The 13856-nt window shown below is 62.1% G+C and carries 15 protein-coding genes; 2 read left to right on the top strand and 13 right to left on the bottom strand.

Annotated elements, in window-relative coordinates; genetic code table 11:
• Window positions 1–6: 6 nt before the first annotated feature.
• Window positions 7–1098 carry a Zn-dependent alcohol dehydrogenase gene (locus C9411_RS01005; RefSeq protein ID WP_107226259.1) on the top strand — a complete coding sequence of 364 codons (1092 nt, stop codon included), beginning with the start codon at window positions 7–9 and terminating at the stop codon, window positions 1096–1098.
• A gap of 12 nt (window positions 1099–1110) precedes the next feature.
• On the opposite strand, the gene pbpG is transcribed toward C9411_RS01005, so the two are convergent.
• From pbpG to C9411_RS00985, 4 genes are all read right to left on the bottom strand, one after another.
• Window positions 1111–1947: a D-alanyl-D-alanine endopeptidase gene (gene pbpG / locus C9411_RS01000; RefSeq protein WP_063989972.1), complete on the bottom strand. Its 837-nt coding sequence runs from the start codon at window positions 1945–1947 to the stop codon at window positions 1111–1113.
• A gap of 93 nt (window positions 1948–2040) precedes the next feature.
• Window positions 2041–2466, bottom strand: a complete 426-nt coding sequence (gene nudI / locus C9411_RS00995; RefSeq protein ID WP_063989971.1) for a nucleoside triphosphatase NudI — start codon at window positions 2464–2466, stop codon at window positions 2041–2043.
• Window positions 2467–2586: 120 nt separating this feature from the next.
• A complete protein-coding gene (ppk2, locus tag C9411_RS00990) occupies window positions 2587–3501 on the bottom strand; it encodes a polyphosphate kinase 2 (protein WP_107226258.1) in 915 nt (304 codons plus the stop codon).
• Window positions 3502–3527: 26 nt separating this feature from the next.
• Window positions 3528–5138, bottom strand: a complete 1611-nt coding sequence (locus C9411_RS00985) for an inorganic phosphate transporter (protein WP_107226257.1) — start codon at window positions 5136–5138, stop codon at window positions 3528–3530.
• 184 nt (window positions 5139–5322) lie between these two features.
• Between C9411_RS00985 and C9411_RS00980 the strand changes: the two genes are divergently transcribed.
• Entirely contained in the window at window positions 5323–6351 is a 1029-nt protein-coding gene (locus tag C9411_RS00980) for a transporter (protein WP_107226256.1), read from the top strand.
• Here the strand turns inward: C9411_RS00980 and C9411_RS00975 are convergent, their stop codons facing one another.
• The 9 genes from C9411_RS00975 to C9411_RS00935 all read right to left on the bottom strand — a co-directional run bounded on the left by C9411_RS00975 (window position 6352) and on the right by C9411_RS00935 (window position 13784).
• Entirely contained in the window at window positions 6352–6885 is a 534-nt protein-coding gene (locus C9411_RS00975) for an SRPBCC family protein (protein WP_015377962.1), read from the bottom strand. It abuts the gene before it with no gap.
• Between the two features lie 3 nt (window positions 6886–6888).
• Complete coding sequence (locus C9411_RS00970) at window positions 6889–7236, bottom strand: helix-turn-helix transcriptional regulator (protein WP_004938187.1); 348 nt, start codon at window positions 7234–7236, stop codon at window positions 6889–6891.
• A gap of 82 nt (window positions 7237–7318) precedes the next feature.
• Window positions 7319–8545 (bottom strand): Zn-dependent hydrolase, encoded by a 1227-nt coding sequence (locus C9411_RS00965; RefSeq protein WP_107226255.1) that lies wholly within the window; start codon window positions 8543–8545, stop codon window positions 7319–7321.
• Window positions 8542–9033, bottom strand: a complete 492-nt coding sequence (locus C9411_RS00960; RefSeq protein ID WP_107226254.1) for an L-2-amino-thiazoline-4-carboxylic acid hydrolase — start codon at window positions 9031–9033, stop codon at window positions 8542–8544. The genes C9411_RS00965 and C9411_RS00960 overlap by 4 nt, the downstream gene beginning before the upstream one ends.
• Before the next feature lie 18 nt (window positions 9034–9051).
• Window positions 9052–10155 carry a branched-chain amino acid ABC transporter substrate-binding protein gene (locus tag C9411_RS00955; RefSeq protein ID WP_369919365.1) on the bottom strand — a complete coding sequence of 368 codons (1104 nt, stop codon included), beginning with the start codon at window positions 10153–10155 and terminating at the stop codon, window positions 9052–9054.
• Window positions 10156–10237: 82 nt separating this feature from the next.
• Entirely contained in the window at window positions 10238–10951 is a 714-nt protein-coding gene (locus C9411_RS00950) for an ABC transporter ATP-binding protein (RefSeq protein WP_107226252.1), read from the bottom strand.
• Entirely contained in the window at window positions 10944–11714 is a 771-nt protein-coding gene (locus C9411_RS00945; protein WP_063989962.1) for an ABC transporter ATP-binding protein, read from the bottom strand. The genes C9411_RS00950 and C9411_RS00945 overlap by 8 nt, the downstream gene beginning before the upstream one ends.
• Window positions 11711–12823 (bottom strand): branched-chain amino acid ABC transporter permease, encoded by a 1113-nt coding sequence (locus C9411_RS00940; RefSeq protein ID WP_107226251.1) that lies wholly within the window; start codon window positions 12821–12823, stop codon window positions 11711–11713. The genes C9411_RS00945 and C9411_RS00940 overlap by 4 nt, the downstream gene beginning before the upstream one ends.
• A gap of 10 nt (window positions 12824–12833) precedes the next feature.
• Window positions 12834–13784, bottom strand: coding sequence for a branched-chain amino acid ABC transporter permease (locus tag C9411_RS00935; protein WP_063989960.1), 951 nt, complete (start codon window positions 13782–13784; stop codon window positions 12834–12836).
• Window positions 13785–13856 lie beyond the last annotated feature (72 nt).

Raw genomic sequence — 13856 nt, 5'->3', positions numbered from 1 at the left:
TGCTGAATGAAAGCTGCCGTATTGAATGCGAGTAATGGGATATTTAGCGTTGAAAATATCCAGATAGATAAACCGAAAGGGCGCGAAGTTTTAGTGGAAGTGAAGGCGTCGGGCCTGTGCCACTCGGATCTGCATATGGCCGAGAGCGACTTCGGGGTGCCCTTGCCGGCCGTATTCGGCCATGAGCTGGCCGGGGTGGTGAAAGAAATCGGCCCCGACGTGCGTGAATTCAAGATTGGCGATCACGTTGTCGGCTCGCTGATTCAATACTGCGGCCATTGCGAAGCCTGTATAGATGGCCGTACGTACCAGTGCGAGCATCCCGAAGAGACTCTGCGCGACGAGGCTGAGGGGCAACGGCTGAGCCGCGATGGGCAGCCTGTTACGCCGGTGTTCGGCACATCGGCATTTGCCGAGTTTACGCTGGTACACGAAAACCAACTGGTCAAAGTGCCGGATGAATTACCGTTTCCGCAGGCGGCCATCCTGGGGTGCGGCTGCGTGACCGGCGCCGGTGCAGCGATCAATACGGCCAACGTCAAGGCGGGGGACACGGTGGCGGTGATAGGTGTCGGCGGTGTGGGGCTCAATGTGATCTCCGGCGCGCGATTGGCGGGTGCCGGCCGCATCATCGCCATCGATATGCAGCCGGCGAAGGAGGCATTGGCGAGCAAATTTGGCGCTACCGATTTCATTAATGCCGGTGATGGCGATGTGGTGGAGCGAGTGCGAGCCTTGACCGCAGGGGGCGTGGATCATGCATTCGAAGTGATCGGCCTCAAGTCGACGTCGGAACAGGCGATCAAAATGGCGCGTAAGGGCGGAGGCGCTTTTCTTATCGGCGTCCATAAACCGGGTTCGACCATTAACGTCGAGGTGTTGAACGATCTCTTACTGAATCAGGTATCGGTCACTGGGGTTTATATGGGCTCGACCAACATTAAACATGACATACCGATGTACGCCAATCTTTACCTGCAGGGGCGTTTTAATCTCGACGATCTGATCTCGAAAGAGATCAATATCGCCGAGATCAACGACGCTTATGAAGCGCTGAAGAGCGGCACCATCGCCCGCAGCATCATCACGTCATTCTAGCGCGCCGAACCGTCACCCCTCGAGCCAGGCCTTCAGACGAATGGCGTCACGGTAGTGGCCGTAGCGCGGCTGCGCGCCGAGCAGGATCATCACCACCGGCTGCCCTTTGATGGTGGTGCGCATCACCAGGCAGTGGCCGGCCTCGTCGGTAAAGCCGGTTTTCTGCAGCTGAATTTTCCAGGCCGGATTGTTGATCAGGCCGTTGGAGCTGCGGTAGACCAGCTGGCCGCGGCCAGGGCGCACGATCTGCTGCTTGTCGGTGCTGAAGCGGCGAATCGACTGATAGCGATAGGCGTGATTGACCATCTTCAGCAGATCGTTGGCGGTCGCCACATTGCGCGGCGTCAGCCCGGTCGGATCGTAGAAGCGGCTGCGTTTCATGCCGATGGCGCGCGCTTTCTGGTTCATTTTCGCCACGAAGGCTTTGCGCCCGCCGGGATAACTGCGGCTCAGCGCCGCAGCGGCGCGATTCTCCGAAGACATCAGGGCGATGTGCAGCATGTCGCGGCGGCTGAGCACCGAGCCGATGGTCAGGCGCGAATGGGTTTTTTTCAGCAGATCGCGATCGGCGGCGGTGACTTTCAGCCTGCTGCCCATCGGGCGTTTACTGTCCAGGGCGACCATGGCGGTCATCAGCTTGGTGAGCGAGGCAATCGGCAGCACGCGGTTTGGCTGCTTCTGATAGAGCGTCTTTCCGGTGCGTTGATTGACGACCAGCACCGATTTGGCATTCAGCACCAGCGGCGGTGCAGCGGCATGCACGGGCGCCAAAACGAACAGCAGGCTGAACAGGAGAGCGGCGCCGAAGCGCCGGGCAGGCAGACGGAGAAAAGCGTGAGATAAAAGCATAACGGCGGCAATAGTGACCCTAAGTGATTAAAAAATATCAAAAGAGTCTGCCCGGCAAATGTGAAGAAAATAGGGCGATAATCGCTCAAACTGTTACAACAATCCCTTTTGTCGCAGCGTGAAGCGGGTGGCCTCGTTCAGATCGTAGTCCGCGAGACGCTCGCGCGGCACCCAGGCGTAGTCGTCGAACTCGTCGTTGATCGTCACGTCGCGGTTGGCGGCCTGGCAGTCGAAAATCAGGTAAATCATGTAGATTTGCTCCCGGCTGCCGTCGGCGTAAGTTTTGATGCGCACGTCGTCGCGGAAGGTCCAGGGCGTGATGCTGTCGAGGATCAGCCCGGCGCCCAGCTCTTCGCGCACTTCGCGCCGCAGCGCCTGTTCTATTTGTTCACCCGGCTCGACGCCGCCGCCGGACAGCGCCCACTGGCCGGGAAACACGCCCTTGTGCGCCGCCATTTTGCACAGCAGGAAGGCGTTATCGTTTTCAATCAGCGGGCAGACAATGATGCGTTGGCGCATGGAGGACTCCGGTCAAAATGGAAAGCAACCACTTTAACATGGGGTTTGGCCCGTTAGCATGAGAGAAATCAACGCGTTGTATTTGCGCAGAGAAGCGGCAACCGCCTCTCTGCGCTAAGGTCAGTAGATTTCCGGCACCACCATGTTGTCCGGCACCGGGCTGCGGTGGTACTCCGGGCTGCGTTTGCGCTGCGGCAGCGTGATGACGTTGCCTTCAGCTTCCTCATAAGGCACCTGCTGCAGCAGGTGGGTGATGCAGTTCAAACGGGCCTTTTTCTTGTCGACGCCCTGAACCACCCACCAGGGCGCTTCGGCAATGTTAGTGCGCGCTAACATGATTTCTTTGGCCTCGGTGTAGTCTTCCCAGCGGCGGCGGCTTTCCAGATCCATCGGGCTGAGCTTCCACTGCTTGAGCGGATCGTGAATGCGGCTGAGGAAACGCAGCTCCTGCTCCTCATCGGTGATCGAAAACCAGTATTTGACGATTTGGATGCCGCTGCGCGTCAGCATTTTTTCGAATTCCGGCACGCTGCGGAAAAACTCCTCATACTCTTCGTCGTTGCAAAAGCCCATCACGCGCTCCACGCCGGCGCGGTTATACCAGCTGCGGTCAAACAGCACCATTTCGCCGGCGGCGGGCAGATGTGCGATATAACGCTGAAAATACCACTGGGTGCGTTCGCGATCGTTCGGTGCCGGCAGCGCCGCTACGCGGCAGGTGCGTGGGTTGAGGCGCTGGGTGATGCGCTTGATCACGCCACCTTTGCCGGCGGCATCGCGGCCTTCAAAGAGGATCACCAGCCGGTGGCCGGTGCGCATCACCCAATCCTGCAGTTTCACCAGCTCGCCCTGCAGGCGCAGCAGCTCGCGGAAGTAATGCTTGCGCCAGGCCTTTTTCTGGTCGCTGTCCACTTCCGTCGCGTCGAAGCGCAGATCGTCCAGCTCCATTTCCAGCTCTTCGTCGTAGCTGTCGTAAAATTCTTGCAGCAGGCGCTGGTTGAAACCGTCATCGCGGTTGAATTCATGCATGGTCATCAGATTTTCTCCGTATCAGCCCGGTGTTAGAAATGGTTGAAGATCCAGTACAGCACCGCCGACAGCAGCACCGAGGCCGGCAGCGTCAGCACCCAGGCCATCAGCAGATTGCGCAGAGTGGCCATCTGCAGGCCGGAGCGGTTGGCGGCCATGGTGCCGGCGATGCCGGACGACAGGACGTGCGTGGTCGAAACCGGCAAGCCGAAGGCGTCGGCCGCGCCGATGGTGGTCATCGCCACCAGTTCGGCGCTGGCGCCCTGGGCGTAGGTCAGGTGCGATTTACCGATCTTTTCGCCCACCGTCACCACGATGCGGCGCCAGCCGACCATGGTGCCGAGCCCCAGCGCAATCGCCACCACCACCTTCACCCAGAAGGGAATGAAGCGGGTGGCGTTGTCGAGTTCGCCCTTCAGCGCGTCGAGGTTGCGCTGCGCGTCAGGATTGATCTGCAGCTGTTGCTCTGCCTTCAGGTGCTTGATGGTCTCGGACGCCAGATACATGTCGTTGCGGGTGTTTGACACCGCCTGCGCCGGGATCTTGTCGACCGATCCGTATTGGCGGATTTGATCGCCGATCGCGCCGGTCAGCTGCGCCAACGCCGGCACCACCTCCGGCGTCAGCTCGCTGGTGCGCACATAGCCGGTCAGGACCTCGCGCGGTGGCGTTTGGCCGCCGGCCGGGAACTGGTGCAGCAGCTGGTTTTTAGTCACCTCCGCCAATGCCGCCACCCGGGGAATTTGCTCCGGCGGCATCGAACGGTTCAGGGCGTAGGCGATCGGCATGGTGCCCACCAGGATCAGCATGATAAGGCCCATGCCTTTCTGCCCGTCGTTGGAGCCGTGGGCGAAGGAAACGCCGGTGCAGGTGAGGATCAGCAGCCCGCGGATCCACAGCGGCGGCGGGGTATTGCCTTTAGGGGCGCTGTACAGCTGGCGGTTCTTGACGAACAGCTTCAGCGCCAGCAGCAGCAGGCCGGCGAACACGAAGCCGATCACCGGCGATAGCAGCAGCGCGTAGCCCACCTTGATCGCCTGGCCCCAGTCCACGCCGCTGGTGCCGGTGCGGCCGTGGATCAGGGCGTTGGCGACGCCGACGCCGATAATCGAGCCGATCAGCGTATGCGACGACGAGGCGGGCAGCCCGAGCCACCAGGTGCCGAGGTTCCAGATGATGGCGGAGAACAGCAGGGCGTACACCATGGCGAAACCGTTGCCGGTGCCAGCCTGCAGGATCAGCTCGACCGGCAGCAGCGAAATGATGCCGAAGGCCACCACGCCGCTGGAGAGCAACACGCCGAGAAAGTTGAAGAAACCGGACCACACCACGGCGACCATCGGCGAGAGCGAATGAGTGTAAATCACCGTCGCGACCGCATTGGCGGTGTCGTGGAAGCCGTTGACGAATTCAAAGCCCAGCGCGATCAATAGCGCCAGCCCCAATAATAAAAACGGAATGTAACTGGTATAGACGGCGCCGGCATCGCTGACGTCGTTAAATAAGTTCACCCCGGCGAACGCGATCCCCAGAATTAATAAGAACACAAAAAAAAGAACAGTGAGTCGACTGTTCTTTTGATGCAGTTTAGGCAGGCTGGAGGCGGCCGGCACACCCGTTTGAACGGCGCTGTTATCGCTCATAATGACCTTCCCGAGATGTTTGAATGCGGTATCTTTCGCCTGAAAAGTATTCTGAATGAATGTGGCTTTTTTATGACGAAAATATTAATCATCGAGAAAGATGAAAAGAATTAACGCAGGCAATTAAAGATTGCTATAACAGCGGAGAGTGTTGGGTTAACGGCGGTAAGCGAGATAACGCGTTATGGCGCAAATGTTAGCAGAAAAGATGCACAAGCTGGATTTTGATGATGAAGTGACCGGGCTGATCTACGGCCACGTGTTTCGTTCCGGTGAGCCGCCGGCGCGGCTGAACTCACAGCAGGTCTGTCAGGCCTATCAGGCACTGCCGCCCGGCGACGGTTTTATCTGGCTGCACCTCAATCTCAACCACGCGGCGGCGGAGAAGTGGCTGAAAAACCATTTCGCCATTTCCGATTTTTTCTTTCACGAGATCCGCCACGGCTCCCACACCACACGCATCGAGCGCCAGGGCGACGATCTGTTCGCGGTGCTCAACGATGTGATCTTCCACCCTGAGGAGAGCAACCCGGAAACGGCGACGCTGTGGCTCTATTGCTGCCGCGGGCTGGTGGTGACCGTGCGTCACAAACCGGTGCGACTCATTGAACGGCTGCTCGGCCGCCTGACGGCGCTGCAGTTGGCCTCGTCCACCGAACTGCTGGCGCACCTGCTGGAAGAGCAGGAGGACGTGCTGGAGCAGGTGGTGCGGCAGGCCAACCAGTATGTCGATACCATTGAGGATCGCCTGTTGACCCGCCGCGTCAAACGCAACCGCGCCGAGTTGGGGCGCATGCGCCGCATGTTGCTGCGCTTTCAGCGCCTGCTGGCGCCGGAGCCGGCCGCGCTGTTTCGCCTGTTGAACCGCCCGCCAGCCTGGCTGAGCCGTGAGGTGGTGCAGGATCTGCGGCAGTTTACCGAAGAGTTCACCGTGGTGTTGAACGATCTCGCCAGCCTGACCGAACGCATCCGGCTGCTGCAGGAGGAGCTGGGCGCCAAGCTGATGGAGCAGAATAACCGCACGCTCTATACGTTGACGGTGATCACCGTGCTGGCGCTGCCGATCAATATCGTCGCCGGTTTCTTCGGTATGAACGTGGGGGGGATCCCGCTGGCCAGCAATCACCACGGTTTTATCCTGCTGGTGTTGCTGGTCGGCAGTTTTACGCTGATCGCCGGTTATCTGGCGTTCAGGCGCAGGGACGAGACGTAATTACAGGCGGGCGCGGTACTCTTCTTCCAGCCGGGCATGGGTGCTCCAGAACGGCTGCGGCGCCCGATCGTGCAGGCGATCCAGCAGGATATCCAGATGGGTGTGCCAGCCGCCGGCGACGCTGAGCATCTCGTCGCGGTTGGCCAAGCGCCGGTGGGTGACCGTCAGCAGCACCGCGTTTCCCTGTTCCGTCAGTTCGAAGGTCACTTCGGAAGGGCGGCCCTGATCCTGCTCGGCCCAGGTAAAGCTCAGCAGACGCGGCGGGAACAGGCAGGTGATGTGGCCGCGGTTGCTGACGCAGCCGCCGTGCTGTTTGTACTTGGCCGGCGGTGGTTCATGCTCGCCCGCCAGATCGGAGTTGCGAAACTCCAGCTCCAGCGGCGCGCCGTTCTCCAGCTTCATGGCGCCGGCCGCCAGCCAGGTGGCGCGCTTGTCGGATTCGGTCAGGTAAGCCCACACCCGCTCGATGGGGCCGGGCAGCAAGCGCTGGATGCGCAGCGTGCCGGGTTCGATAATCATGCCGTAATCATTCATGGTTCACTCCTTGGGAGGAAGCTGTTCGGGCTGCAGCAGCGCCTGTTCGAGCGCATCCAGCCGTTCAGTCCAGAAATGTTCATAGGTTTGCAGCCAGTGCATGGCCTGCGCCATAGGCTCGGGTTCGAGCCGGCAGATATGGTTTCTTCCTTGCACGGTGCGTTGCACCAGGCCCGCATGTTCCAGTGCTTTCACGTGCTTGGAGGCGCCGGCGAACGACATCTGCAACGGCGCGGCCAGTTCGCCGATGCTGCGTTCACCGCCGGCCAGCGCGCGTAACATCGAGCGGCGGGTCGGGTCGGCCAGCGCATGAAAAATGGCGTCCAGCTGTGAGGAAGATAATTCAACCATATGGTTGAATATAGAACAGGCGGGCTAATATTCAACCGTTTTGTTGAATATTTTTTGCCCCGGCGAAAAACCGGGGCGAGGATCAGGCGCCGGTGTGCGCCAGCAGTGCGTTCAGCAAGACGTCGGCACCAGCGGCGGCCCAGTCGGGGGTAATGTCTTCCCGTTCGTTGTGGCTGATGCCGTCCACGCAGGGGATGAAAATCATGGCGGTCGGGGCGACGCGATTAAGATAACAGGCATCATGGCCGGCGCCGGAAATCATGTCTCGATGGCGATAGCCTAATGCTTGCGCGGCGTGGCGTACGCTGCCGATGCAGCCCCGATCGAAAGCGACCGGGGGATATTGGAAGATGCGCTCGACGCGAGCGGTCAGGCCTCCGTCGTTGATTTGGTTTACCGCCGCCAGCAGGCGTTGCTCCATCTGCTCCAGGGTAGTCTCCTCAGGGTGACGGAATTCGACGCTGAAAAAGACCCGGCCCGGCACCACGTTGCGTGAATTGGGGGTGATGTGCGCCATGCCCACCGTGGCGCGCGCATCGGGCGCAAAATCCCAGCCGATGCGGTTGACCGCCGTCACCAGCTCGGTGAAACCCAGCAGGGCGTCGCGGCGGCGATCCATCGGCGTGGTACCGGCATGGGCGCTGAAGCCGACGACATCCAGCTCGTACCAGCGCTGCCCTTGTGCGGCGGTCACGACGCCGATATCGAGGTGTTCCGCTTCCAGAATCGGCCCCTGTTCGATGTGCAGCTCGAAGGCGGCGTGGATCGGCGTGCCGCCCACCGGGTGTTCGCCGGCGTAGCCGATGCGTTCCAGCGCGTCGCCGAGGCTGACGCCATGCTCGTCGCGGCGCGACAGGCCGTACTCGAGATCGAAGACCCCGGCGAACACCCCGGAGGCGATCATCGCCGGCGCGAAGCGCGCGCCTTCTTCGTTGGTCCAGTTGATCACTTCAATTGCGCGTTCGGTGACGATCTGCCGATCGTTAAGGCTGCGAATAACCTCCAACCCGGCCAGCACGCCGTAGATGCCGTCGAAACGGCCACCGCGGGGCTGCGAGTCGCCGTGAGAACCGGTAACCACCGGCGCCAGCTCGGGCCGCGAGCCTTCGCGGCGCAGGAACATGTTGCCCATCCGATCGACGCGCACGCTGCAACCGGCCTCCAGCGCCCAGAGACGCAGCTGGTCGCGCGCCTGCCGGTCCTCTTCGCTGAGTGCCAGCCGGGTGACGCCGTTGTCGGCGATGGCGCCGAACTGCGCCATCACGTGCAGGCTTTGCCACAGGCGCTCGCCGTTGACCCGATACGTCATTGCTCTTCTCCCGGCGTTTTGGCGGTGTAGCGGAAATCGCAGCAGGGGGCGCCGGACATGATGGTTTGGCTGCGCTGCAGCTCGACCTCCGGGGCATAGCCGACGATAAACTGGCTGTCACGTGCGCAGGAGAGCAGGTGGCCGATTTCCCCCAGCCCCATCTCGTGATACATCTCGGCATAGCGGCAGCGGGTGACGTTATAGTCGAAGTGCTGTTCATCCTGGTTGATCACCTCGACGCGCAGCGCATCATCTTTTTCCCACAGGTACTGCAAGGCGGCGAAGCTGCGCAGATCCGCGCCGCCAGGCTCCTGCGCGGCGAAGCGTTTACCCGCCTCGATGGCGGCATTCTCGATGGCTTCGCCGATCACCGCCTGAGCGCGCACCTTGCCGATTTCACGCACCAGAATCTGGTAGATGGGTTTGATGATCTCCGCTTCGATCTTTCTGCGGGCCAAAATGCCCAATTCGTTGTTTGCACAGCTCATCGCCTTGCTCCTCTTGATTTATTGTGGTTTGGCGCCGCCCAACACGGTTTGCGGCTGCCATTTGCCGTCCACTACCCGGTACAGGGTGAAGCTCGGCTGTTGCAGGTTGCCCTGCGCATCGAAGGCAATGGCGCCGGTCACGCCCTGGTAATGTATGGCGCGCAGTGTTGGCAGGTAATCGGCCGGATTGGCCGAGCCGGCCTGTTCGATGGCGGCGATCAGCACCCGGGTGGCGTCGTAGGCGAAGGGCGCATGCAGTTCGATGTGGGTGTGGTAACGATCGCGGTAGGCTTGTTCAAACGCCTTGCCGCCCGGCATCTGTTCCAGCGGCAGCCCTGGCTCCAGCGCCACCACGCCTTCGCCTTCTCGCTGCGCCAGCGTCAGGAAGGTCTGGCTGACAAAGCCGCCGGCGCCCATCAGCTGCGCGTTCATGCCCAGCTGTTTCAGTTTGCGCGCCAGCGGCGCCGCCTGGGAGTCCACGCCGCCGAAGAAGATCAGATCGGCGTTTTTGCTGCGCACGGTGGTCAGCACGGCGCTGAAATCGACGGTCTTGTCGTCGACATACTCGCGGGTGACCGGCTGCACGCCCTGGGCCTGCAGCGATTTGATGAACTCGTCCGCCAGGCCCTGGCCGAAGGCGGTGCGATCGTCGATCACCGCGATGCGCTGGGCTTTCAGCGTTTTCACCGCATACTGCCCGGCATAGTTGCCGCCGTCGTCGTCGTGGCCCATCACGCGGAAGCTGGTGTCAAAGCCTTGCTGCGTGTAGCCGTGGCCGGTGGCGACCGGTGCCACCTGGGCGATGCCGGCGTCGTGGTAGATGCGCGCCGCCGGGATGCTGGTGCCGGTATTCCAGTGGCCGACCACGCCGGCCACGCCTTCATCGACCAAACGCTGCGCGACGGCCACGGCGGTGCGCGGATCGGACTGATCGTCCTCGGACAGCAATTTGAAGGTGACCGGTTTGCCGTTCAGCGTCGGCTTTTGTGCGTTGGCGTCGGCGATCGCCAGCCGCGCGCCGTTTTCGAGATCTTTGCCGATGCGCGCGGAAGGGCCGGTCAGCGGCCCGGCCAGGCCGATCAGCACGGTGTCGTCCGCCAGCGCCGAGAGGCTCAGGATCATCGTCACGGCGGCCAGCGCCAACGGCTTGATGCGAAAGTTCTGCTGCATGTCATACTCCTGGTGCGGTTAAAGGTAACAACGGTTATTCACCCAAATAGATCTGTTTGATTTTTTCATCGTCCAGCATGTCGGCGGAGCGGCCGCTGTGGCTCAGGCTACCGCTGTCCAACACATAGGCGCGATCGGTAGACTCCAGCGCCAGGCGGGCGTTCTGCTCGACCAGCAATAGCGTGACGCCGTCACGGGCTAACTGTTTGATGACCGAAAAAATGGCCTCCACCACAATCGGCGCCAGTCCCATCGACGGTTCGTCCAATATCAACAGGCGCGGGCGGCTGAGCAGCGCGCGGCCCATCGCCACCATCTGCTGCTCGCCGCCCGAAAGCAGCCCGGCCGGTTGATGCAGGCGTTCGTTCAGGCGTGGGAAGGTGGCGCATACCCGTTCGAAATCGTGCCGCACCGCCGGTTTGTCACGGCGCGCATAGGCGCCCAGCTGCAGGTTTTCTCGCACTGTCAGGCGGGTAAAAATGCCGCGTCCTTCCGGCACCATCACCAGCCCTTGCTGCAGCAAGCGGTGCGGCGGCACGCCGCGAATCGAACGGCCGTCGAACAGGATGTCGCCCTCGAACGGCTGCAGCCCGGTCAGCGCCCGCAGGCTGGAGGTCTTGCCCGCGCCATTGGCGCCGATCAGCGTGACCTGTTCGCCGGCGTTGACCGTAAAATCGATGCCTTTGACCGCATGGATGCCGCCGTAAGACACGTTGAGTTGTTTAACGCTCAGCAGGGCTTCAGACATGCGCGCTGCCTCCCAGATAGGCCTGAATGACCGCCGGTTCACGCCGAACCTGCGCCGGTTCGCCTTCGGCGATCGCTTTGCCGTAATCCAGCACCGTCAGGCGATCGCACAGGCCCATCACCAGCTTGACGTCGTGTTCGATCAACAGCAGCGTTTTGCCGCTGTCGCGAATGCGCAGCAGCAGTTCGCGCAGCGCCACTTTTTCTCCGGCGTTCATGCCGGCCGCCGGTTCGTCCAGCGCCAGCAGCCGGGGCTCGGTCGCCAGCGCGCGGGCGATCTCCAGACGGCGCTGGTGGCCGTAGGCGAGATCGCCGGCGCGGTAATGGGCGAATTGGCCGATGCCGACATACTCCAGCAGCGCATGGGACTTGTCGCGCACCGCCTGTTCCTCCTCCCTGGCGCGGCGATGGCGGGCGATCGCCGCCCACAGGCCGTTGCGGGTACGTACGTGGCAGCCGACCATCACGTTTTCCAGCACGCTCATTTCGTTGAACAGCCGCAGGTTCTGGAAGGTGCGGGCGATGCCGGCCTGCGCCACTTTATCGATCGCCTGGGGCCTGTAGCGCTGGCCCGACAGGCGAAACTCGCCCTCGTCGGCACGGTACAGGCCGGTGATTAGATTGAAGCAGGTGGTTTTACCGGCGCCGTTCGGTCCGATCAGGCCGTAGATCTCCCCCTGGCGGATGCTCATGCTGACGTCATCCACCGCTGTCAGGCCGCCGAAGCGTTTGCTGACGTGGTGTAAAGCGAGCAAAGGCGTCATGCGGCGTTTCCTCTTAGGTGACGGGCCGGCCACAGGCCCGCCGGGCGATACAGCATCACCAGGATCAGCGCCAGGCCGTAAAACAGTTGGCGGATAATTTCCGGGTCGATCAGCACCTGGCCGAACAGCGCCTGCTGCAGCGGCCCCATGCTGCTGCGCAGCAGCTCCGGCAGGGCGGCCAGCAGCAGCGCGCCCAAGATCACGCCGGGGATGTGCCCCATGCCGCCGAGCACCACCATCGCCAGCACGGCGATCGACTCTTGCAGGGTGAACGATTCCGGCGACACGAAGCCCTGAAACGCGGCGAACAGCGCGCCGGCCACGCCGCCGAAGGTGGCGCCGATGGCAAAGGCCAGCAGCTTGAAGTTGCGGGTGTTGATGCCCATCGCCCGCGCGGCGTCCTCGTCTTCGCGGATCGCCGTCCACGCGCGGCCAATGCGCGAGTTTTGCAGCCGCAGGCTGATAAACAGGATCGCCAGCAGCAGCGCGGCGAACAGGTAGTAATAGAGGTACAGGCCGGAGAAGCGCACGCCGAACCACTCATGCATGCCGGAAAACTTCAGGCCGAACAGGCTGACCGGATCGATGCCGGAAATGCCTTTGGGGCCGTTGGTGAGGTTGACCGGGCGATCGAGATTGCGCATCAAAATACGCACGATCTCGCCGAAACCGAGCGTGACGATCGCCAGATAGTCGCCGCGCAGCCGCAGCGTCGGCGCGCCAAGCAGAATGCCGCACACGGCCGCCAGCAGTGCCGCCAGCGGGATCAGCCACAGCATCGACAGGTGCAGCCCGTCGGGGAACCCCTGCAGCAGCAGCGGGAACTGCTGCGTCAGATGCGGTGACGACAGCAGCGCGGCCAGATAGGCGCCAACGGCGTAAAAAGCGATAAAGCCCATGTCCAGCAATCCGGTCATGCCTACCACGATGTTCAGCCCGAGCGCCAGCATCAGGTACAGCAGCGCGAAGTCGACGACGCGCACCCAGTAGTTGCCGCCGGCGGCGCCCGCTACCCAGGGTGCCAGCAGCAGGGCGAGAATGAACAGCGTGAGCCCCAGCCTGGCGCGCCGAGGCGTGGCCAGGGGAAGCGTGGAAGTTAAAACGGTCATCGTGATGTCCTTATGCGCGCGTGGCGATGCGTTCGCCCAACAGCCCGGAGGGGCGGAAGACCAGCACGGCGATCAGCACCAGAAACGCGAATACGTCCTGGTAGTTGCTGCCGAAGACGCCGCCGGTCAGCTCGCCGAGATAGCCGGTCCCCAGCGATTCGAACAGTCCCAGCAGCAATCCGCCGAGCATCGCGCCGCGCAGGTTGCCGATGCCGCCGAGCACGGCGGCGGTAAAGGCTTTGATGCCGGGCAAAAAGCCCATCGAGAAACCGGCGTTGCCGTAATTGCTGGCCATCATGATGCCGGCTACCGCCGCCAGCGCGCCGCCGAGCGCAAAAGTCAGAACGATGATGCGGTCAGGACTGATGCCCATCAGGCCGGCGACCTGCGGGTTTTCCGCCGTGGCGCGCATGGCGCGGCCGAAACGGCTGTGTTCGACCAGCAGCCAGAGGCCGGCCATGACCGCCACGGCCACCGTCAGCGTGACGATCGCGGTGCCGGTGATCACCGCCGGTGCATGTTCGGCGCTGCCTGCGGTCAGGGCGATGGGCGTCATCGGCAACAGCTGCGGAAACATCAGGGGATTGCGTGACCAGATCAGCATCGCCAGGGTTTGCAGCAGCAGCGAGACGCCGATGCCGCTGATCAGCGGGGCCAGGCGCGGCGCAGTGCGCAACCGGCGATAGGCCAGACGTTCGATCGCCATCGAGGTGATGGCGCAGACGGCCATGGCGAACAGGGCCGCCAGCAGCAGCGTGGCGTAGGGCGAAAGCGCGGGAAAATGATGCTGCAACACGCCGATCGCCGACAGCGCGCTGAGCGCCCCGACCATCAGCACGTCGCCGTGCGCGAAGTTGATGATGCGCAGGATGCCGTACACCATGGTGTAGCCGAGCGCGATCAGCGCATAGATGCTGCCGAGCATCAAACCGTTGACGGTCTGCTGTACCAGCGTATCCATAGGGAGAGTCCGGAGATAATGAGTCAGGAGGCTCACAGTAGAGAATTTAAAAAAATTGTAAAATACGGAAAA

Source organism: Serratia sp. Nf2 (assembly GCF_003028435.1).
Classification (GTDB): Bacteria; Pseudomonadota; Gammaproteobacteria; order Enterobacterales; family Enterobacteriaceae; genus Serratia; species Serratia marcescens_L.
This window is presented reverse-complemented; position numbering and strand designations above follow the sequence as displayed.